Origin of the sequence: Aliiroseovarius lamellibrachiae (genome assembly GCF_018599245.1) — a bacterium.
In the GTDB taxonomy this organism is placed as follows: Bacteria; Pseudomonadota; Alphaproteobacteria; order Rhodobacterales; family Rhodobacteraceae; genus Aliiroseovarius; species Aliiroseovarius lamellibrachiae.
Map to the genome: position 1 here is coordinate 179,712 of NZ_JAHEVJ010000004.1, position 18,781 is coordinate 198,492.

The 18,781-nt window shown below is 55.1% G+C and carries 25 protein-coding genes; 22 read left to right on the top strand and 3 right to left on the bottom strand.

Annotated features, from left to right (window positions below; all coding sequences use genetic code 11):
• Positions 1-317 precede the first annotated feature (317 nt).
• From KKW20_RS08695 to KKW20_RS08705, 3 genes are all read right to left on the bottom strand, one after another.
• Positions 318-851, bottom strand: a complete 534-nt coding sequence (locus KKW20_RS08695) for a hypothetical protein (protein WP_214567492.1) — start codon at positions 849-851, stop codon at positions 318-320.
• Positions 852-854: 3 nt separating this feature from the next.
• Entirely contained in the window at positions 855-1,541 is a 687-nt protein-coding gene (locus KKW20_RS08700; protein ID WP_214567493.1) for a S24 family peptidase, read from the bottom strand.
• 351 nt (positions 1,542-1,892) lie between these two features.
• Positions 1,893-2,399, bottom strand: a complete 507-nt coding sequence (locus KKW20_RS08705) for a hypothetical protein (protein ID WP_214567494.1) — start codon at positions 2,397-2,399, stop codon at positions 1,893-1,895.
• Between the two features lie 385 nt (positions 2,400-2,784).
• Here KKW20_RS08705 and KKW20_RS08710 point away from each other — a divergent pair, with 385 nt between their 5' ends.
• From KKW20_RS08710 to KKW20_RS08815, 22 genes are all read left to right on the top strand, one after another.
• Entirely contained in the window at positions 2,785-3,645 is an 861-nt protein-coding gene (locus tag KKW20_RS08710; protein ID WP_214567495.1) for a ParB/RepB/Spo0J family partition protein, read from the top strand.
• Positions 3,646-5,787, top strand: a complete 2,142-nt coding sequence (locus tag KKW20_RS08715; RefSeq protein ID WP_214567496.1) for a transposase domain-containing protein — start codon at positions 3,646-3,648, stop codon at positions 5,785-5,787.
• 79 nt (positions 5,788-5,866) lie between these two features.
• The gene (locus KKW20_RS08720) at positions 5,867-6,610 is read left to right on the top strand and encodes an AAA family ATPase (protein ID WP_214567497.1); all 744 of its coding nucleotides are present in this window, start codon (positions 5,867-5,869) and stop codon (positions 6,608-6,610) included.
• Entirely contained in the window at positions 6,607-7,194 is a 588-nt protein-coding gene (locus tag KKW20_RS08725; RefSeq protein ID WP_214567498.1) for a hypothetical protein, read from the top strand. Before KKW20_RS08720 ends, KKW20_RS08725 begins: the two co-directional genes overlap by 4 nt.
• On the top strand, positions 7,191-7,565 hold the full coding sequence (locus KKW20_RS08730; RefSeq protein ID WP_214567499.1) for a hypothetical protein: 375 nt from the start codon (positions 7,191-7,193) through the stop codon (positions 7,563-7,565). Before KKW20_RS08725 ends, KKW20_RS08730 begins: the two co-directional genes overlap by 4 nt.
• Positions 7,558-7,881 carry an RNA polymerase sigma factor sigma-70 region 4 domain-containing protein gene (locus tag KKW20_RS08735; protein ID WP_214567500.1) on the top strand — a complete coding sequence of 108 codons (324 nt, stop codon included), beginning with the start codon at positions 7,558-7,560 and terminating at the stop codon, positions 7,879-7,881. The genes KKW20_RS08730 and KKW20_RS08735 overlap by 8 nt, the downstream gene beginning before the upstream one ends.
• Positions 7,874-8,119 (top strand): NrdR family transcriptional regulator, encoded by a 246-nt coding sequence (locus tag KKW20_RS08740; protein ID WP_214567501.1) that lies wholly within the window; start codon positions 7,874-7,876, stop codon positions 8,117-8,119. The genes KKW20_RS08735 and KKW20_RS08740 overlap by 8 nt, the downstream gene beginning before the upstream one ends.
• Positions 8,120-8,132: 13 nt before the next feature.
• Entirely contained in the window at positions 8,133-8,774 is a 642-nt protein-coding gene (locus KKW20_RS08745; protein WP_214567502.1) for a DUF3164 family protein, read from the top strand.
• Positions 8,775-8,783: 9 nt separating this feature from the next.
• Complete coding sequence (locus tag KKW20_RS08750) at positions 8,784-9,029, top strand: hypothetical protein (protein WP_214567503.1); 246 nt, start codon at positions 8,784-8,786, stop codon at positions 9,027-9,029.
• Positions 9,026-9,727 (top strand): HNH endonuclease, encoded by a 702-nt coding sequence (locus KKW20_RS08755; protein WP_214567504.1) that lies wholly within the window; start codon positions 9,026-9,028, stop codon positions 9,725-9,727. The genes KKW20_RS08750 and KKW20_RS08755 overlap by 4 nt, the downstream gene beginning before the upstream one ends.
• On the top strand, positions 9,724-10,164 hold the full coding sequence (locus tag KKW20_RS08760; RefSeq protein WP_214567505.1) for a regulatory protein GemA: 441 nt from the start codon (positions 9,724-9,726) through the stop codon (positions 10,162-10,164). The genes KKW20_RS08755 and KKW20_RS08760 overlap by 4 nt, the downstream gene beginning before the upstream one ends.
• Positions 10,161-10,559: a helix-turn-helix domain-containing protein gene (locus tag KKW20_RS08765; protein ID WP_214567506.1), complete on the top strand. Its 399-nt coding sequence runs from the start codon at positions 10,161-10,163 to the stop codon at positions 10,557-10,559. The genes KKW20_RS08760 and KKW20_RS08765 overlap by 4 nt, the downstream gene beginning before the upstream one ends.
• A gap of 77 nt (positions 10,560-10,636) precedes the next feature.
• Entirely contained in the window at positions 10,637-11,248 is a 612-nt protein-coding gene (locus KKW20_RS08770; protein WP_214567507.1) for a holin-associated N-acetylmuramidase, read from the top strand.
• A gap of 17 nt (positions 11,249-11,265) precedes the next feature.
• Entirely contained in the window at positions 11,266-11,832 is a 567-nt protein-coding gene (locus KKW20_RS08775) for a holin family protein (RefSeq protein ID WP_214567508.1), read from the top strand.
• Positions 11,829-12,176, top strand: a complete 348-nt coding sequence (locus tag KKW20_RS08780; protein ID WP_246534518.1) for a DUF2730 domain-containing protein — start codon at positions 11,829-11,831, stop codon at positions 12,174-12,176. Before KKW20_RS08775 ends, KKW20_RS08780 begins: the two co-directional genes overlap by 4 nt.
• Positions 12,173-12,472 (top strand): VpaChn25_0724 family phage protein, encoded by a 300-nt coding sequence (locus tag KKW20_RS08785; protein WP_214567509.1) that lies wholly within the window; start codon positions 12,173-12,175, stop codon positions 12,470-12,472. The genes KKW20_RS08780 and KKW20_RS08785 overlap by 4 nt, the downstream gene beginning before the upstream one ends.
• Before the next feature lies 1 nt (position 12,473).
• Entirely contained in the window at positions 12,474-13,010 is a 537-nt protein-coding gene (locus KKW20_RS08790; RefSeq protein ID WP_214567510.1) for a phage protein Gp27 family protein, read from the top strand.
• Positions 13,010-13,345, top strand: coding sequence for a DUF7694 domain-containing protein (locus tag KKW20_RS08795; RefSeq protein ID WP_214567511.1), 336 nt, complete (start codon positions 13,010-13,012; stop codon positions 13,343-13,345). Before KKW20_RS08790 ends, KKW20_RS08795 begins: the two co-directional genes overlap by 1 nt.
• Positions 13,335-14,732 carry a terminase large subunit domain-containing protein gene (locus KKW20_RS08800; RefSeq protein ID WP_214567512.1) on the top strand — a complete coding sequence of 466 codons (1,398 nt, stop codon included), beginning with the start codon at positions 13,335-13,337 and terminating at the stop codon, positions 14,730-14,732. The genes KKW20_RS08795 and KKW20_RS08800 overlap by 11 nt, the downstream gene beginning before the upstream one ends.
• Positions 14,732-16,261, top strand: a complete 1,530-nt coding sequence (locus KKW20_RS08805) for a DUF935 domain-containing protein (RefSeq protein ID WP_214567513.1) — start codon at positions 14,732-14,734, stop codon at positions 16,259-16,261. Before KKW20_RS08800 ends, KKW20_RS08805 begins: the two co-directional genes overlap by 1 nt.
• A complete protein-coding gene (locus KKW20_RS08810; RefSeq protein ID WP_214567514.1) occupies positions 16,254-17,462 on the top strand; it encodes a phage head morphogenesis protein in 1,209 nt (402 codons plus the stop codon). Before KKW20_RS08805 ends, KKW20_RS08810 begins: the two co-directional genes overlap by 8 nt.
• 344 nt (positions 17,463-17,806) lie before the next feature.
• On the top strand, positions 17,807-18,781 hold the full coding sequence (locus tag KKW20_RS08815) for a phage protease (protein ID WP_214567515.1): 975 nt from the start codon (positions 17,807-17,809) through the stop codon (positions 18,779-18,781).

An 18,781-nucleotide genomic window follows, 5' to 3' on the forward strand; every position in this document is an offset into this window, starting at 1 on the left:
ATCTGACAATACGAAAAAAATCGCTTTGCAAAGAATGTCCTACAGTGAAGCGGTTTGGGGGGCGAATTGGCGCTGTGTCTGCCCACTGAAAATTTACGTGTTAGATGTCTTGATGCGCGTTTAAAGCCTGTTTTAAAAGGTCATAAGCGCTTTGTTCGGCTGAAAATTAAAACTGTGAGATTTTCCGAACATGCACGGCACCGTGCATGTTTTTGTTTTTCCATGCATGTTCGTCGACCAGCCTTATATTTAGGGCTTTATCGAGATGGCCGCAAAATCAAACGGATACCCGAACATGCATGGAATTTTGACATTTTTTACTGAAGCGTTGCCCAGCCATTGTCGTTTCTGGTTTGGGCCAGTTCTCGTTTGGTAATGCCGCGAGTGTGGCATTTGCAGATGGATTGATCGCAGCCGTCCAGAGGAAGATTAAAACCAACTTCAGCCGAAGCAAGCGCTCCATTTGAGGTCAACGCCGCCTTGCACGGCTCTTCCTGCGGACCTGTGCGGAATACTACCCATGGTAAGGCGCGTCTGGATTTAAAGGCCCGATTATTTTGCGCTACCTGACGTACAATTCTAACTGTCATGTCGAGTGAATTTGCATGTTTAAAATTTTTCCGCCGTGCCGCCCCATTCAGGCGGGCTTTAGCTTCTTGAAAAAGTTCATCAACAGAAGCATGCTCCGCTTTGGTCCATTCTATTGACCATTCGATTGCACGCGTGAGGTCTGTTGGCGTCACACTTTCAGCATTCAAAAGGCCTGGAAAGTGTGGAGGTCTAGGTCGACCGTCTTCCCCTACCTTAAATGGCATGCTTGTTTCAGTCTTACGAAATAGCCAGCCAAACATATCCTATCCCCACTTATGGCTTGACCATACCACCTCGCCGATAACACCATCGGCAAGTGTGGTCATGTCGTCGCCAGTACGGTGCTCTTTGGCATAGGTTGGGTTGTCGCTAATCAGTGAAATTACCGTCTCAGGGACCACTTCAAGTCGTTTAATACGCGTCCCAAAATCACCGTCATTGAAGGCGTATACTTTGCCGTTTCGAATGGCACGCTTGCGTTTATCGATCATAACCAAGTCACCGTCACTAATGCGCGGCTCCATGCTGTCGCCCTTGACCGAAATTAGAAAGCATGACCCCGCTGTGATGCCAGATCTTCGGAGCCACTCTTGCGTAAAGGCGAGGTGGTCTATGGGATCGCCGTCCATATTGATGCACCCATCTCCTGCTGCGACATGCCCTTCGAGCCTCTCGATCATCGCAAAAACTTTGTCGTCGATGCTCGCTTCGGTGACGGGCGCGATCTCACGTGGCGGGCCTATGTATAGCTCTAGATCAAGAGCATCACATATTTCACGTGCTCTATTTAGAGAAGTCCCGGCCTCCTTTGCACCATCTTTCTTCTTTCGCAAAACGCCGCGAATGGCATCTGCAGGGAGCCCGTGCGCCTTCTCTACAGCAAAAGCATTGCTGCGAAGAGCTTCAACGGCTTTTTCTACCAAGTTTTTAAAGTGCTCTTGCTGGGTCATGTTGATTCGGGAAAATAACCGAATTTTCCCTTATTGACTATCGGTAAAATTATAGATTATAAATTCGGTAACAAAACCGAATGAGGGCCGCATGAAACAATCACTGATAAATTTGGCAGACATGTACGCAGCCCATAAGGGTTTAACACTTTCGACAGTTTCGACTTATGCGGCTGGGGACGGCAAATTTTTTGGTAAACTTAAAGGCCGCTCCAGTTGCACTCTGAAGACCGCCGAAAATGTTACATCATGGTTCTCAGATAACTGGCCCACCGACCTCGAGTGGCCGCGTTCGATCCCACGCCCTCGCCCAACAAAGAGGGAGGCCGCGTGATGGTTAAGGTGCAAAAATCACCACAGGCCCCGAGAACTTCGGGTGGTTGTGACCATGATGCCGGATCCGCGCCCATCGTCTTTAAAGACCTTGCTGCCGCAGGTGTTGCACACAAGCGTGTTTCGTTTTTCCGTGCTGGGTTGAAGAATGCGTTTTTCAGATCGTTCGAAGCAGTCTGCACAAATCTCATGCGGTGGTTCGCCCGAGGGATCATCCTTCTTCAGCGCATAGACACGGCCCCCCATGTCGGTCTGCGTAAGCTCATAGCGCGCCGCCTCATGCGCAAAGCGATCAGCGGCCTTGAGTTCCTTTTCAAGGCCCGCCAACGCGCGTTCAAGCGACATTTGATTGCGCTCGGCTTGGTTGAGTTCCTTGTAGAGGCTCAAAAGCAGTTTCTCAGCGGCCACGAGGTCGGGTTTTCGACCACTGAAGATCTCTTGGAGATTTTGAACGATCTGGGTCGAGGTGAGCAGGCCAGTGGCCCCACCGGAGACCATCGAGATGATGCTAGAAATATCTGTCATGGCGCGACCATAACAACAAAGCGTGGGGGTGAACATGTCTGAGCGCAATCATCCCCTTTCGCAACCAGTTGCCTCGCAAAGTGGCCAGCCTGTCGGCCCTTTGCACACTACCCCCGAGGGTTGCCCTGTGCGCCTTCGGGGGGCTTTTGAGGCCCCCTCTCCACTCACGGAGAATTCGCCCAAGGGTAGTCACGCACCCCGCAGCGAAGCCGACCCCAGCCCGCGCCGCATGCCCGCGCGGTGCTGGGGTCACATTAAGCGCGTGGCAATTCGATTTGAACAGAGCTGGGTGGGCGACCTTGTCGGCGCACTGTGTCTGTTTGCAAGCGGTTACCTGGCACTGGTGGCAGCTTGGGTGTTTGGCTGATTTAGTAGGAGAACGAGCGTGACCGTTTCTGAACCAAAAATTACAAGATTGCCCTTGGATCAAATCATTGTGGACGCTGAAAAGCGTTTGCGCCCTGTATCTGAGGTGGGCGTAGAAAGCTTGATTGCATCCATCAACGAGCTGGGGGTGATCAAAGACCCAATCCATGTCCGGCGCAAAGGTCGGGGCAATGACACCCTGCTTGTTTTGATTGCTGGCGGGCACCGTTTGGCGGCCGCAAAGCGCCTTGGCTGGGACGACATCCCCGCCCGCGTTTGGGCAGACGTTACCGACGATTTTGCAACGCTTATGGAAATTGACGACAACCTGTCGGGCGCTGAGTTGAGCGTGTTGGAATTGAGCGTTTTTCTAGCCAAGCGCAAGCGGGTTTATGAGCGGTTGCACCCCGAAGTAAAGCACGGGGCGCAAGGCGGGCGAGGCGGCAACCAGAATGAAGCGGACATAATGTCCTTTTCAAAAAGTGTCGCAGAAAAACGCGAACTGAGTGACCGCCACATTCGCCGGTTCATACAGATCGGAGAGGCGCTTTCTGAACGCGAGGTCGCAACCCTTGGCGCGGCAAAAGCCCCGCTTAAGCTGAAAGACCTTTTGGAACTGGCAAAGATCAATGAGCCGATTGTGCGTGCTGATGTTGTTGGGAAGTTGGCTGAAGGGTCCGTTAAATCAGCGGCCGAAGCAATGGCGATGTTGAAACCCGCCGCCAGCACCGCACCCAAAGACCCCGCTGATGATGCCTTTAACGCCCTTTTAAAAGCTTGGACCCGCACCCCCATGGCGGCCAAGCGCCGCTTTGTTGACGAATTGCGGGACGATCTGACGAGCCTTTTTGCTGATCACCCGGATTTGGAGGGGGCATAAATGAGCGTTTTAAGCCCGGATAAAGAATGGTGGACGGCCAGCGAAGTGGCAGGTGCAGCCTTGCCGGATATGCCAGGCACTCGGCAGAATGTCGAAGCGATGGTTAAACGGCTTAGCTGGCGTGATCACCCTGATCATGCCCGCAAACGTCAGGGGCGTGGCGGCGGATGGGAATATAATTGGAGCCTATTTCCCAGCCGCGCGCGCCGAAAGCTGTTGAAAGATGCGGCACCGTCCTCGGGGGCAACGCCTGTGAGTGATAGTGATCTGCACGCCTATTATGAGGCGCTGCCGGATAGCGCCAAGAAAAAGGCGCAAGAGCGTAAGCACATCCTTGATTGTGTGTTGACCCTAGAGCGGGACGATATGACCCGCGATGAAGCGGTACATCATGTCGCCAGAGAGGTGAAATTTTCGGCGCGCACAATCTGGAATTGGTTTGCCCTGGTCAAAGGCGCTCCGTCACTAAGTGACTGGTTGTATCATCTTGCCCCGCGTCATCGTGCCAGCGGTCGAAAAAAGGCCAAAGCGGCATGTTCCAAGGAGTTTTTTGAACTGCTAAAGGCGGATTATTTGCGCGTTGATGGCGGGTCTTTTACCGCCAGCTATGAGCGCCAAAAGGAGTGGGCAGAGAAGAACGGAAAGATCTTTTTGGCAGAGCGCACCGCGCGCCGCCGTATCAACGAAGAAGTGCCGCGCGTCACGCAAGTTTTCGCCCGTGAAGGCGAAGCTGGGTTGCTGCGGTGCTTCCCGCCCCAGACCCGTGACCGCACCGGCATGGTGGCGATGGAAGGCGTGAACGCTGACTGTCACAAGATGGACGTCTTTGTGATTTGGCCGGGCGATGACAAGCCGTCGCGCGCGCAGATCGTCGCATTTCAAGATATCTATTCGGGCAAAATCTTAAGCTGGCGTGTTGACCGCAACCCAAACAAGCTGGCGGTTGTTGCCGCCTTTGGCGATATGATTGAACATTACGGCATTCCGCAGCATTGCCTGTTTGATAACGGGCGCGAATTTGCCAACAAATGGCTCACTGGCGGGGCGCCTACGCGGTTTCGGTTTAAAATCCGCGATGAGGACCCGCTTGGCTTGCTCACCCTTTTGGGCATTAAGATCCATTGGGCCACGCCTGGCCACGGTCAAGCCAAACCAATTGAACGCGCATTCCGCGACTTTGCGGATCACATCGCAACAGACCCGCGCTTTTCTGGTGCCTATGTCGGCAACCGGCCTGACGCTAAGCCAGAAAACTACGGTGAGCGCGCCATTCCGATTGATGAGTTTATCGAAGTGGTTGCGGAAGGTATCAATCGACATAATGCCCGCGATGGACGCCGCAGCCCAACCGCGAATGGTCGTAGTTTTGACCAGACCTTTGCAGAGAGTTATGCCGTTGCGCCAATCGTCAAGGCAACCGATGAACAGCGCCGCCTTTGGTTGATGGGGCAAGAGGTTGTGAAGCTTCACGCCACCCACGGGCGCGCGGGCTTGCACGGCAATCTTTATTGGTCAGCCTGGATGAATGAGTTTTCCGGGAAAAAAGTCATTATGCGCTTTGATCCCGAAGACCTTCACGCGGGCGTTTATATCTACGATCTGGATGGCGCATTTCTTGGTTTTGCGCCCTGTGAGCAAAAAGTTGGTTTCTTTGATCAATATGGGGCCAAAGAACACAGTCGCGAGATTGCGCAGATCAAACGGGATGAGCGCCGCCTTCTTAAGAAAATCCGCACCAAAACGGCCAAAGACGCAGCGGCCGCTATGGCAAGCTTGACCCCCGACGCCCCTGTTGCGGCAGAGGCGAAGGTTGTGCAGATCCAGCGCGGCGAAACCCGACCGCAATTGGCGCGCGTCCAACGCCCTGCATATGAAGACAAAACCACACCGGAGGAAGATGCGCAGGTCTTGGCATTTCAAAAGACGTTTGATGCGGACAAAACCAAGGCGATTGAAGCTGCGGAGCGTGAAGAAACTGCGCTGGATCGGTTTCGCCGCGCCTTGGATCTAGAGGCGATGATTGCGCGCGATGACTTGATTGGGAACGGTGAAGCGAAATGGCTCGCGGGCTATCAGCAGAGCGCCGAATACAAGAGCCACAAGACGATGTTTGAGGATTTTGGCGAAGCAATATTCGCCTAAATGAAAGCGCCGCCGCATGGGTCGCACCCCGCGCGACGGCTATGAAACGGGCAGTTGAGGCCCAGAGACAGGAGTTAAAATGTCAGAGACACCGCAACTTTACAACAGCCTTGCGCCATTGCGGAACGTGACCGCGCTGGTCAGTCTGATTGAGCGAGTGAACAACCGCGCCATTGGCTTACCAGGTTTGGCTACCTTTTATGGGCACTCAGGTTTTGGGAAGACCACCGCCGCGATCTATTCTGCCAATAAATTCAACGCAGTTTCGGTGCAGATCAAAGAGTGTTGGACGGGTAAAAAAATGGGCCAAGCGATTTTGGCCGAGCTGGGGATAAAGCCACAGAAAACCATTTCTGACATGGTGGACCAGATCGCGCATGAGCTGTTGCTTTCGGACCGTGTATTGCTCATTGATGATGCTCAATACTTGATTAAGCGGGGCATGATTGGTCTTATTAAAGACATCTATGAAAGCTGTGGCACCACGATCATTTTGATCGGTGAAGAGGAATTGCCACAAAGCTTGCAGCGGTGGGAAAATATTCACGGTCGCATGCTGGATTGGGTCGCAGCCCAGCCTGCTTGCGTGGCTGATGTTGACCATCTCGCCAAGATTTACTGCCCAAATGTTGATCTGACCGCTGAGTTCAAAGCCCACCTGCTGAAAGCATCGGTGCATTCGATCCGCCGCGTGTGTGTGAACTTGGGTAAGGTTGCAGAGTTTGCAATCACCAAAGGAACAGAAGAGGTGAGCCTTGAGGATTGGGGCAACCGCGCCTTTTTCGCAAGTGCTGCCCCAGCGCCTCGGAGGGAATTGGCATGACCCGCAAACCTATCGATCAGTTGGAAGCTCAGGCAAAACCGCATGGACAAGACGGTGTTTGGGCAGAAATTCGGCGGATGAACATTTTCACTGCCGCAGAAATCCATGAGAAAACCGAAATTCACAAGAAGACCGTTGTGGACTACATAAAGCGCCTTGTGGCTGGTGGTTATGTTGTTGAACACACAAGCTTTGAAGCCACCAACCGGTATGCCTTGAAGCGCGACACTGGCATTCATGCACCTCGCATCCGCCCCGATGGCTCCCCGGTCCGCCAAGGTAACGGCACCAAGAACATGTGGCGGTCGATGCGCATGATGGGACAGTTTACCCCCCGTGATATCGCGGTTCATTCCACAACAGACAGTGTTTCGGTGTCAGATGATACCGCCAAGAAGTACTGCTCAATGTTGCTGAAGGCGAAGTACTTGCGCGTTGTGCAAAAAGCGGTGCCCGGACAGCGTCAGGCCACCTATAAATTTATTCGCAATACGGGACCGAAACCGCCTCAGATCCAACGTGTGAAACAGGTTTATGACCCCAACATCAACGAAGTGACTTTTTACCCTGGGGCAGCAACATGACGGAGCAGACAAAAGGCTTACTTGATAATTGGCAGGGCGAAGCGCCTGATTGGGTTATCTGCTTGGCACAAGAATGCACAGCCAGCTCCCAGCGCCTGATCGCAGCAAAGCTGGAACGCTCTGGTGCGCTCGTCAATCAGGTTCTTCGGAACAAATACAAAGGCGACATGGCGGCAATCGAAAGCCGCGTGCGTGGTGTGTTTATGAATGGCACCACCACCTGTCCGGCATTGGGCGATATTCCAGCTAATGAGTGTCAGGATTGGCGGAAAAAATCACATAAATTTGGCAACGCCAATATGCTGCGGGTGCGCATGTTCAAAGCTTGCAACCGCTGCCCCAAAAACGGGAAAGGCGGACGCCATGAATAAGTATCAGCAAGCGCTTGTTTTGTTTCGCGAAGGAAAGACCTACATCGAAATCTCTGCGTCAATTGACACTCAAGTCGAAACCATCCGCGCCTATGTATCTCGTGCCCGTCTCCGGGGTGATCTTCCCCCCGGCGTAACGCCCACACAAAAGACGCCAAGACTGGCAATCAACCAAAGCTTAATTGCCAGCTTTCGACCAGAAGCAAAACGGCGCGGGTTAACCGAAACCCAACTTGCCCGGCGGATTCTTGAGCGCGTTTGCGAGGACGGCTTAATCGGCGCGGTCTTGGATGATGGAGCCAGCGAACATGCCTGATCTTACTGACCAAACCTGCCCCTTTTGCGGCCCTGTAAAAACCAACGTCATCGATAGCCGCCCGGTTGACTATCGCGGTGTGCGGGCGATCCGCCGGCGTAGGGTTTGCCCAACGTGCACGCATCGGTTCACCACATTTGAGCTTTCAGAAGCAACAATTAATCACGGCCCAACAATCGAAGAACTCTTGAAAGAAGCAAAAATAGATCTTCTCAAAACTCTAGCCAGCTCAATTTGAAAGTGAGAAAGAAATGACAATTCAAACGCCAATCCCAGAAGGGTTTATGCAGGACGGCCAAGGCCGCCTGGTCCCGGTTGCCAATGTGAAAACGCAGGACAAACTTGAAGACGAGCTGGTCGACCGTCTTTGCAGCTCTGCCATTGCCCTTAGCAATTCCCTAAAAGAATTCAAAAAGGTTGCTTTGAGCGAGGTGTTCGCATTCCGCGAGCTGGTTCTTGTCGAATATAACGCCAAGCTGGGCGGCAAAAAAGGCAACATGACCCTGCGCACTTATGATGGTCGGTTTGAGCTGCAAATTGCGATTGCCGACCGTCTGGTCTTTGGCCCGCAGCTTCAAGCCGCCAAGGCCTTGATTGACGAATGCCTGACCCGTTGGTCTGAGGGGTCAAATGAAAACCTGCACGCTATCGTAAATGACGCGTTTGACGTGGGCAAAGAGGGCAACATTGATACCCGCCGCGTTCTTGGTTTGCAGAGTTTGAAAATCGAAGACTTAAATTGGCAAAAGGCCATGACGGCAATCAAGGATGCGGTCCGCGTGGACAACACAACCACCTACATTCGTTTTTACCGCCGTGATCCTGTCACCGGTGCGCGCACCTCAATTCTTCTTGATCTGGCCGCGATCCCTGTCGATCTGGCAGAGCTGTGAGGAGTGGCCATGAAAAACAAACTGCCCGACCTCACGGACCACCTTTTTGCACAAATGGAACGCCTTGGTGATGAAAGTCTGACGGATGAGCAGCTCGAGCAAGAGGTGAAACGCGCGCATGCTGTTGTATCTGTCTCTGACCAAATTATCGGCGTCGCCAAAGTCCGGCTAGCTGCGGCCAAGCTTGGCGCGGATTACGGGCATGAGGTCCAGGACGTTGTGTACCCCATGATCGAAAAGAAGGTGGGGCCATGAGTGCAACCAAGAATTACACCGAAGAAGAGCTTTCTTGGGTTGAGGCGTGCAAGGATTTGCCACGCCGTAAGATACATGAAGGGTTCTGCGCTGAATTTGAGCGAACAGACATCACATACCAATCGATCGTTAACCTTTGCCAATATAAAGGGTGGCTGACGAGACCTGGGCGAAAGCCGATCAAGTTTAACGCGGATGAACTAACATGGCTTAGAGACAATGCCTCGATGCGACGTGGTGCGTTGCATTCCAGTTTTTGCCAGACTTTTAATCGCTCCGACCTGAGCGCACGGCAACTAGCTGATGCCTGCAATCATAGAGGAATTCGCACGGGGCGTGGCGTTTACTATCAGGCCTATCCATTGGGGAGTGAATACCAATGCCCTCGTACTGGACGCATCTATATCAAAGTTTCCCTGACCGCTGGCAAGCATGAGAACTGGGTTTTTAAGCACCGTTGGCTTTGGGAAAAGACGCATGGCCCAATCCCAAAAGGCTATTGCTTGAAATGCCTTAGTGACAACAAGGCAGACGCTAGACCAGAGAATTGGAAACTCATCCCCAGTGGGATGCGAAGCTATTTGAACGGTCCATGTGGCCGTGACTACGACAACGCTCCCCCGGAACTCAAACCTATGATCATGGCAACGGCTGAGCTTGTATACAAAGCCCGGCGAGCCAAGGGGGGCCGCACATGAGCAATAAAGCCCACCTTAAAAAGCTTGTGTTTGCCGGTTGCCGCGAGTTGGGTCTTGATCAAGACACCCGCCGCGACTTGCAGTTGGTGGCTTGCAATAAAGCCAGCATGACAGACATGTCAGAGGCCGATTTGCTTAAGGTTGTTGACGCCCTAAAGGAGAAAGGGTTTCGCCCGCAGAAAGGCGGCCGCCGCCCCACCGCCAGCCGCGCAGACGTTCGCTTTTGCCATGTGCTGTGGAAACTGTTGTTTGAGGCTGGCGAGGCCAAGGTGAAAGGCGCAAAAGGGTTAAACGCCTTTATCCGCGCCCGCTTTGAGACCAAGTGGGTTGCAGTGCCAATCGACATTGACGCAATGGATGATTGGGCCAAGATCAACGACGTCGTTGAAGCTTTGAAAAGCTGGTGTGACCGCGCCGGTGTGGAACTGGACAAATGAGCCAGCCCCGCAAGCCCTATCTGCCCGGCGTGCTGGCCATGATATCTGAAAAGGTCGGTGAAGACGCCGCCGTCAAATTGGCAAAGGCGCGCGGCGGCCGTGCTGTCTGGGTGCCCAAATACCCAAAACCGGACAGCGAATTGTCCAAAATTGTTGGGCATGAAAACGCCCTAAAAATCAGAGACTTGTTCGGCATGAGTAACCTAATGGTGCCGTGCGGAAACTTTGGCGGCACGGCCGGTCGCCGGGCGCGCGTGAAAGAACTCTTGCAAACCGGCCTGTCTCACAGCGATATTGCGGCACAGGTTGATGTGACCACCCGCACGGTTGAGCGGGTCGCGGCTGAGCTGAACGCGGAAAACGCCGCCCCCAGCAAACAACCCCGCCTAATCTAAAACACCCCCCGACACACGACGGCGCGCAAGCGGTGCGCCGAGTTGCCTAGTTTCGTTTTCAACAAACGGAGCTAGCAATGAAAACGGTCAAACAGATCGCCACGGAAATTGTCGCGCGCGAGGGCGGGTATGTAAACGACCCAGACGACCCCGGCGGCGCCACCAATTTTGGCGTAACCATCCGCACAATGCGCCGCCTCAAGATTGATCTTGACCGCGACGGCGACACCGACACCCGCGACGTGCGCCTTTTGACGCGCGACCATGCCGTCGATATTTTCATCCGCCACTATTTCAAAGCCCCCCGCATCGATCTATTGCCCGAACCGCTGCAAGCCACCGTGTTTGATATGCAGGTCAACGCGGGTGCAAACGCCGTGAAGATCCTGCAACGGCTTTTGGGGCAGTTTCAGGAAGGAGTGGTTGTTGATGGCGCGCTTGGCCCGAACACCGCCGCCGCTGTGGCCCGTGTCTACAAGAAAGCTGGGCTCGCCCTGGTCGATGCTTACGGCATTGCCCGCCGCAACTACTACCTGTCGCTGGCTGAACACCGCCCCCGGCTGCGCAAATTCGCCCGCCGTCGCAATGGCGGCAAAGGCGGTTGGATCCTGCGCGCCGAAGAATTCATTTCCCCCAAATACCATTTGAGCGCCGCGCAGTTTCAAGCGCGTGTGGCCCGTTGGTCGTGATCACCGAGGATTAAACCATGCCTTTAACCCCATTAAAATTCCTCTTTGGTAGCGGGAAAAATGTCGTCACGGAAACCGTGGGTGCGTTTCGGGAAAACGCCGAAGCTGGTGCACAGCGCCGGGCCGAATTTGACCAGGCGGCGCTTGCTCAATATGCGGCGGAATTCAAGATCGCCCGCACCGGCCGCTTTGATCGGTTCATGGACGGCCTTAACCGTCTGCCCCGACCACTTATGGTCCTAACTGTGTTCATGCTGTTTGCAGCGGCTATGATTGACCCCTTGTGGTTCGCCGCGCGCATGACAGGGCTTGCCCTGGTACCGGAGCCGCTTTGGTGGTTTGCGGGCACGGTTGTCACCTTCTATTTCGGTGGGCGTTTCCAGATCAAATCGCAGGAATTCCACAAGGCGGCGCTTGCTATTGCGGACGACGCTCCCCGTGTTCTGGGGCGCATCAAAGAGATTGAGGCTATGCGCCATGACACGCCCGGAGCGGCTGACACCGGCACAGACGCAAGCTTGGGCGACGCCGCACTTATCGAAGATGACAACCCGGCCGTTCAGGATTGGAAGGGGCGCAAGTGACCATTGATCTTGATACCGCCCTTAAGCTTTTCACAGTCATTCTCTCGGTAGGCACAGCCGTCTATGCGTTTTTTGTGAACCGTAAAAAAGACACCGACGAGCGCTTTACCGCAGGCTCTAAGCGGATGGACGACCACGACAAAGATATTGCGTCGTTAAAGCAATCTGTCCGGTCGATGCCCGGCAAAGACGACATCCATGCCCTACAATTAGAGGCGGTGAAACAAACCGGCGCGCTGAGAGAAATGCAGGCTGTCATGGATGGAAACGCCAAGATCATGAGCCGCCTTGAAACTATCGTTAGCCGCCACGAAGACCACCTGCTTGACGGAGGCAAGAAATGAGCAGCTATGCCAACACCCTGTCCCAGCACCGCCGCCTGACCATTCTGCGCTTTCTGGCGGGCAGCCCGGAATATACGTCCAACGCATCGATCCTTGTCGAAGTCTGCGACAGCTTCGGCGTGACCTCTACCCGCGACCAAGTTGCGGGCGACATAGCTTGGTTGTCAGAGCAAGGCATGGTCACCTATGAGGAGAATGAAGGCTTCATGGTTGTCACGACCACGGCGCGCGGCATTGAAATCTCCGAAGGGAAAGCCCGCCATGACGGCGTGAAGCGCCCCCGTCCGGGGGTGTGACATGCCCCCACCGCGCAAAGTTGACCTACTGCCCAAAGAGCTGCGCCAATGGCTGCAAGACGAGCTGAAGGAGCGCGGCTTTTCCGGTTATGAGGATCTGGCCGAAAGCCTGAATTTTCGCCTGGAAGAAAGCGGGCTTGAGCTGCGCGTCGGCAAGTCTGCCATTCATGCCTACGGGCAGGAGTTTCAGCAATACGCCGCCCTTCAGGAGCAAGCCCAAGACGAAATCCGCGCCTTCATGGAAGAGGCCAATTTGCAAGATGAGGTGGACGTCACGTCTGCCCTTTTCCAACAGCTCACCGTTGTTCAATGGAAGCTGCAAAAGGCCATGACCGACCCTGAGAACTTGCCCGATGCGCGCGGCATGAAAGACCTAACCACGGCGCTTAACAACCTGATCCGGTCCACCTCGTTGCGCGACGGGATCTTGAAAGCCGAACGCGCGGCCCAATCCACAAAGCTCGATCAAGCGGTAGAGGCTGGCGATATCGACAAGGCAGCGGCTGACCGCGCCCGCGAAATCATGGGGTTTGGCTGATGCAAGATGGGCCAACACTACGGATGCGGCGCTTTGGTTTCGAAGTGCATGAAAACAGCCAATTGGGTCACCTGTGGGTGATCCATGACGGCACCATCACTTGGGACCAGCTCCAAGCCATTAAGAATGACGTGTGGGGAAAATCCGCGCGCGCAATTGAGGTCTACCCTGCGGAATGTGATGTGGTGAATTCCTTGGATTGCCGCCACCTGTGGCGCATGGGCGCTTTTGATTTTGTGCCCGACTTACTGGGGGCAGATGACCCCCGCGACACTTTAGAGGCACGGCACACCGCCGCCTGGTCTGAAGCGCGTGGGGTTGGCAATGGTGATTAAACCCGTAATCAATTTCTACCCCTACCAAAAACGCTGGTTGCAAGACGACAGCCGCTTCAAGATCGGCATGTTCTCTCGCCAAACCGGCAAGACCTTCACCACCTGTGGCGAATTGGTGGATGATTGCATCCAAGCAGAAATTGACGCGCGACGGGCGCGTTGGGTGATCTTGTCACGCGGTGAACGCCAGGCGGCCGAGGCCATGACCGAAGCGATTAAACCGCTCACCAAGGCATTTTACGGGGCCTATAACACCCTGCTTAAAGGCGGCGAGCCGGTTTACAGTGAAAGCGAGTTCCGCGCGCCCCAAGCCAAAGGGGCGGACGCTGTATATAAAGCGCTTGAGGTGACGTTCCCAGGCGGAAGCCGTGTAACAGCGTTGCCAGCCAACCCCGACACCGCTCGTGGTTTTTCGGCAAATGTGGTGCTGGATGAATTTGCATTCCATCAAAACAGCCGTGCCATTTGGTCCGCGCTCTTTCCGGTTATTTCCAAAGGTGACCAAAAGTTGCGGGTCATTTCGACGCCAAACGGCAAAGGCAACAAGTTCTATGAGCTGATGGCGGGCGAAGATGAAATCTGGTCGCGCCACCATGTCGATATCTATGAAGCCGTGGCGCAAGGATGCCCCCGCGATGTGGATGCCCTGCGATCAGGCATGGCCGACGAAGATGCTTGGGCGCAGGAATACGAACTACGCTGGCTCGACGGGGCAAGCGCGTGGCTTGATTATGACCTGATATCATCCTGCGAAGATCCACAGGCGGGCAAGCCGTCTCTTTATCAAGGCGGCATGTGTTTTGTTGGCGTTGATATCGCCGCGCGAAATGACCTCTTTGTCATTTGGGTGAAAGAGCTGGTGAACGGCCAATTGATCACCCGCGAAATCATTTCAAAACGCCGGATCACCTTTGCCGAACAAGACGCGCTTTTGGATGATGCGTTCCGACGTTACCGCGTGGTGCGGTGCCGGATGGACCAAACCGGTATGGGCGAAAAACCTGTGGAAGACGCCAAACGCCGCTACGGTGAAGACCGCGTTGAAGGCGTGATTTTCAGCAGCGCGTCAAAGCTTGATATGGCAACCTCATTTAAAGAGGCGTTCCAAGATCGCCGCGCGCTCATTCCTGCGGGCGACCCGCAATTGCGCGCGGATCTTCATTCCATCAAATCCGTGACCGGCCCCACCGGAAACCGCCGCCTTGTCTCAGATGGTGAAACCGACGGCCACGCCGACCGTTTCTGGGCAGGTGCGCTTGCCGTGTCCGCAGCCGAAACCGAATACCAACCATTTGCCTATCGCCCCGTCCCCCCAGGCGGCGGGCGTGACGTAAGCCGCCCGGTCAAAATCACCGCCGGGTTTCGGGCGAAAAAAGGATTGTTCTAATGTCTTCCCCCCTTCTTGACCAATACGGCCGCCCCATTCGCAAACAGGTTTTGACGGAGCGCGCAGCCGAGCCGGGTGTGACGTCCATTCGCAACGCCTGGGCAAACTCAATTGCATCCGGTCTAACGCCGTCGCGTTTAAGCGCCATTCTTGCGGCCGCCGCCGACGGCAATATGCACGACTACCTTGTGCTTGCTGAAGAAATGGAAGAGCGCGACCCGCATTATGCGTCTGTGCTGGGCATTCGAAAGCGCGCTATCTCTGGAATTGAACCCATCGTTACGCCCGCGTCAGACAGTCCAAGCGACGTCAAAATCGCGGATGACGTGCGCGAAAAGATTGCAGAGCATGATGGGTTTAGCGACCTTGTTGAAGACATGCTGGATGCCCTGGGCAAAGGGTTTTCGCAAACTGAAATCGTGTGGGGCAGAAACAAGCGCGAATGGTGGCCCGCTGAGTTTGTTCACCGCGACCCGCGCTTTTTCACCTTTGACCAAGACACCGGGCGCGAAGTTCGGTTGATTGACGAACGCGACATGGTTGGCGGCCTTGCGCTGGAGCCGTTCAAATGGATCAGCCACAAGGCCAAGCTAAAATCCGGCCTTCCAATCCGGGGCGGTTTGGCCCGGCTCGTGGCGTTCGGCTGGATGTGCAAAAGCTACACCATGAAGGATTGGATAGCCTTTGTGGAAACCTACGGGCTGCCCTTGCGGTTGGGTCGATATGGGCCAAGCGCCACCGCTGAAGATGTGGAAATGCTGTTTCTCGCGGTGTCCAATATTGGCACCGATGCGGCGGCTGTCTTGCCTGAAAGTATGAGAATTGATTTTGAGCAGATTGCCAGCGGCCCCGGCAATGACGTCTTTGAAAAATTCGCACGCTGGGCAGATGAGCAAACGTCAAAGGCGGTTCTGGGACAGACGATGACGTCTGACAATGGGTCATCACAATCCCAAGCGGAGGTTCATAATGAGGTCCGCCACGACATTGCCAAAGCGGACGCCAAATCTGTTTGCGGCAATATCAATAGTGATCTGGTTAAGCCGTTCGTGGATCTAAACTACGGCGTACAAGAGAAATACCCGCGCCTAAAGCTGATCATCGAAGAGCCTGAAGACACCGACATGATCTTGCGAAACACGTTTCGCCTGGTCAGTCAGGGAATGCGGGTCAAGCAATCTGAAGTCCGCGCCAAATTGGGATATTCGGAACCGGATGACGACGACGAAGTTATGGGCAGCCCGACCAAACCCAAAGCCGCGTCCAAAACCGAAGTGGCAAAAAACCGGGCTGAAGGCGGCGACGCGGACGTGATGGCGACGCTGGAAGAGGACGCCGCGTCCGATTGGGAGGATATCATGGGTGATATTCTTGACCCGGTTCTGGATCTTCTCGACACTGCGACAGGCTATGACGAGGCTTTAGAAATCCTGTCCGACGCTTTCCCTAAGATGGGCAATGCGGTGATTGAAAGCCTTGTTAAAGGGGCTGTTAAAGCCCGTGCTGAAGGTGACACAAAGGATGCCTGACTATACCGACAAGCCCGGCTATGCCTTTGATGTTGGCGCGCCGCCCGAGGTTGCGTCGTTTTTCAACAACAAATCCCTAAAGCCAAGCTTCTCCTGGCAAGATGTTGAGCCAGAGGAACACGCGGTTAGCTTTGCTGTCGCCAAAGCCATGCAGGTTGATGTGCTGGAAGCGATCCAGGGCGCGCTAAAAGAGGCGCTGGACGAAGGCATTCCTTACGACCAATTTGCAAAAGAGCTGAAACCACGCTTACGCAAAATGGGCTGGTGGGGCGTGAAAGAGCAAACGGACCCAATTACGGGAGAGGCCCGCAAGGTTCGCCTGGGCAGCCCGCGCCGCCTCAAAACGATCTATCGGGCCAATAAGAGGTCCGCCCGCGCCGCCGGGCAATGGGACCGGATCCAGCGCACCAAACGCGCCTTGCCTTATCTGATATATGGGCTTGGGCCAAGCGAGCGCCACCGGCCACACCACCAGGCGAAAGAAGGGCTAGTGCTGCCCGTTGACGATCCATTCTGGCAAACTTGGTACCCCCCGAACGGTTGGGGCTGCAAATGCCATGTGCGCCAAATCACCAAGCGAGAAGCGGAAAGCCGGGGCGTATCTGAAAGCCCGGAGATCCCCATGCGCCGGGTCGTCAACACCCGGACAGGCGAGATAAAAGAAATCCCCTCGGGCATTGACGCGGGCTGGGAAATGAACCCCGGTCTATATCGTCAAAAGCGCATGGCTGAATTTCTCGCTGAAAAACTAGACGCCGCAGACCCTGCCATTGCCCACGCCGCCGCCCGTGACATGGCCGCGTCTTGGCGCTTGCGTCGCATCCACGAAGGCACGGCCAAAGGATCTGTGCCGGTCGCGATGCTGCCCCAGGACTTGGCGGACGCCATTGGCGCGCGCACCCGTGTCGTGCAGTTCTCAGACTACACAGCCGAAAAGACCAGGCGCAAACATGGCGAAGCAACGGCCGACGAGTTTGTCCGGGTCGCGGATCTGATTGAAAACGGCGCGGTTGCCCATGAGGTGTCGGGGAATGGCACCGAAAGCCTGATTATTGAGGGCGGCGACGATAAGCGCTGGCGGATGGTTTTGAAGCGCACCAGGGCGGGGAATGAAATCTTCTTAAGCACGTTCCACCGCTCGACCTTGGCGAAGTGGCAACAATTGCTCCGCAATAAGAATGTCAAACTGGTGGGGGAGTAAACGCGTGGAGGGGCGGAAATTCCCTCGCGGCTCAAGACCGGCTTCCCTAGGCTCACGCGCAATACATAGATATGCCCGAAAGACTGGAAATTCAATAGATTTGGCCACCAATTGGCCGCATGGCCCAAAGCGCGCCGCAGGTTTGGTTTGAAATTGGCCGTTAAACACCGTTTAAACGCCCTGTCAGCCCTCTTGAGGATTTGCGCGCCGCACGATAGCGTTTGGGTAGGTCTTGCGCTGTGGGGGCGTTTTTGGGCTTCTCGCCCGCCGCGACTTTCCCGCCCAATCACCCCCCGACACCCGACGGACTGCATTAGGGATACGCGCTAGGGCAATTTTGCCCCATGACGCTCACCAATCTTGCACATATCACCGCCCTCGCTTTGAACGCAGAAGCTGACCAGGTTCCTGAGTGGATCCAGCTTTTGCCCGCCGGGCCGGAAGTCTCTGGCCGTGACGGCCGGGAATGGCTGGTGCCAAACCCTGAAGCTGTTGTTTCCGCATTCCGCGAAAACGGCGGCGACCTTCCCGTAGATTTTGAACATGCCACCCAAGTGAAAGGCGACAAGGGCGAAGCCGCCCCCGCCGTTGGTTGGATCAAAGATATGGAAGTTCGCGACGGTCAGGTCTGGGCGCGTGTGGAATGGAATGAGGCCGGTCGCACGGCAATCGCAACGAAAGGCTACCGTTATGTAAGCCCCGTTTTCAAAGCAACCAAGGTCGCAAAAACCATCACCCGTATGGTTTCCGCTGGCCTGACCAATCAACCCAACTTGCAACTAGCCGCTCTCAATTCCGAGGGCGACCAGGAGGACAATGCCATGGATAAGGCGATCCTTGAGGCCCTCGGCCTGTCGGAAGGCGCATCCGAAACGGATGTGTTGACGGCGATCAACAAGATGAAAACCGACACGGACACCGCCATGAACCGTGCCGAAAACCCCGACGCCACCAAATTCGTGCCGCGCGCCGACCTCGATCTGGCCCTCAATAAGGTGAAAACCTTTGAGAAGGCGGAAGCCGACCGCGAAGAAGAAGCGGTCAACACCGTGATCGACGCCGCGATTGAAGACGGCAAGATTGCCCCGGCCAGCCGCGACTTTTATGTCGCTGCGTGCCGTGCCGAAGGCGGCTTGGAAAGCTTCAAAAAGTTCATTGAAGCCAGCCCAGTTATCGCTGGCGACAGCGGCTTGAATGACAAAGACGTCACCGCCCAAAACAAAACCGCATTGTCGGAAGAAGAGCTGGCCACATGCCGCGCTCTTGGCATGTCTGAAGAAGACTTCGCCGCCGCCAAAGCCGAAGACGCTAAGGAGTAA

Coding starts and splice junctions, on each gene's coding strand:
- KKW20_RS08800 (WP_214567512.1), top strand. CDS start 13,335: ATGGTGATTAAACCCGTAATCAATTTCTACCCCTACCAAAAACGCTGG.
- KKW20_RS08815 (WP_214567515.1), top strand. CDS start 17,807: ATGACGCTCACCAATCTTGCACATATCACCGCCCTCGCTTTGAACGCA.
- KKW20_RS08765 (WP_214567506.1), top strand. CDS start 10,161: ATGAGCCAGCCCCGCAAGCCCTATCTGCCCGGCGTGCTGGCCATGATA.
- KKW20_RS08755 (WP_214567504.1), top strand. CDS start 9,026: ATGAGTGCAACCAAGAATTACACCGAAGAAGAGCTTTCTTGGGTTGAG.
- KKW20_RS08790 (WP_214567510.1), top strand. CDS start 12,474: ATGCCCCCACCGCGCAAAGTTGACCTACTGCCCAAAGAGCTGCGCCAA.
- KKW20_RS08760 (WP_214567505.1), top strand. CDS start 9,724: ATGAGCAATAAAGCCCACCTTAAAAAGCTTGTGTTTGCCGGTTGCCGC.
- KKW20_RS08705 (WP_214567494.1), bottom strand. CDS start 2,399: ATGACAGATATTTCTAGCATCATCTCGATGGTCTCCGGTGGGGCCACT.
- KKW20_RS08720 (WP_214567497.1), top strand. CDS start 5,867: ATGTCAGAGACACCGCAACTTTACAACAGCCTTGCGCCATTGCGGAAC.
- KKW20_RS08730 (WP_214567499.1), top strand. CDS start 7,191: ATGACGGAGCAGACAAAAGGCTTACTTGATAATTGGCAGGGCGAAGCG.
- KKW20_RS08805 (WP_214567513.1), top strand. CDS start 14,732: ATGTCTTCCCCCCTTCTTGACCAATACGGCCGCCCCATTCGCAAACAG.
- KKW20_RS08810 (WP_214567514.1), top strand. CDS start 16,254: ATGCCTGACTATACCGACAAGCCCGGCTATGCCTTTGATGTTGGCGCG.
- KKW20_RS08740 (WP_214567501.1), top strand. CDS start 7,874: ATGCCTGATCTTACTGACCAAACCTGCCCCTTTTGCGGCCCTGTAAAA.
- KKW20_RS08750 (WP_214567503.1), top strand. CDS start 8,784: ATGAAAAACAAACTGCCCGACCTCACGGACCACCTTTTTGCACAAATG.
- KKW20_RS08695 (WP_214567492.1), bottom strand. CDS start 851: ATGTTTGGCTGGCTATTTCGTAAGACTGAAACAAGCATGCCATTTAAG.
- KKW20_RS08795 (WP_214567511.1), top strand. CDS start 13,010: ATGCAAGATGGGCCAACACTACGGATGCGGCGCTTTGGTTTCGAAGTG.
- KKW20_RS08715 (WP_214567496.1), top strand. CDS start 3,646: ATGAGCGTTTTAAGCCCGGATAAAGAATGGTGGACGGCCAGCGAAGTG.
- KKW20_RS08785 (WP_214567509.1), top strand. CDS start 12,173: ATGAGCAGCTATGCCAACACCCTGTCCCAGCACCGCCGCCTGACCATT.
- KKW20_RS08770 (WP_214567507.1), top strand. CDS start 10,637: ATGAAAACGGTCAAACAGATCGCCACGGAAATTGTCGCGCGCGAGGGC.
- KKW20_RS08725 (WP_214567498.1), top strand. CDS start 6,607: ATGACCCGCAAACCTATCGATCAGTTGGAAGCTCAGGCAAAACCGCAT.
- KKW20_RS08745 (WP_214567502.1), top strand. CDS start 8,133: ATGACAATTCAAACGCCAATCCCAGAAGGGTTTATGCAGGACGGCCAA.
- KKW20_RS08775 (WP_214567508.1), top strand. CDS start 11,266: ATGCCTTTAACCCCATTAAAATTCCTCTTTGGTAGCGGGAAAAATGTC.
- KKW20_RS08735 (WP_214567500.1), top strand. CDS start 7,558: ATGAATAAGTATCAGCAAGCGCTTGTTTTGTTTCGCGAAGGAAAGACC.
- KKW20_RS08700 (WP_214567493.1), bottom strand. CDS start 1,541: ATGACCCAGCAAGAGCACTTTAAAAACTTGGTAGAAAAAGCCGTTGAA.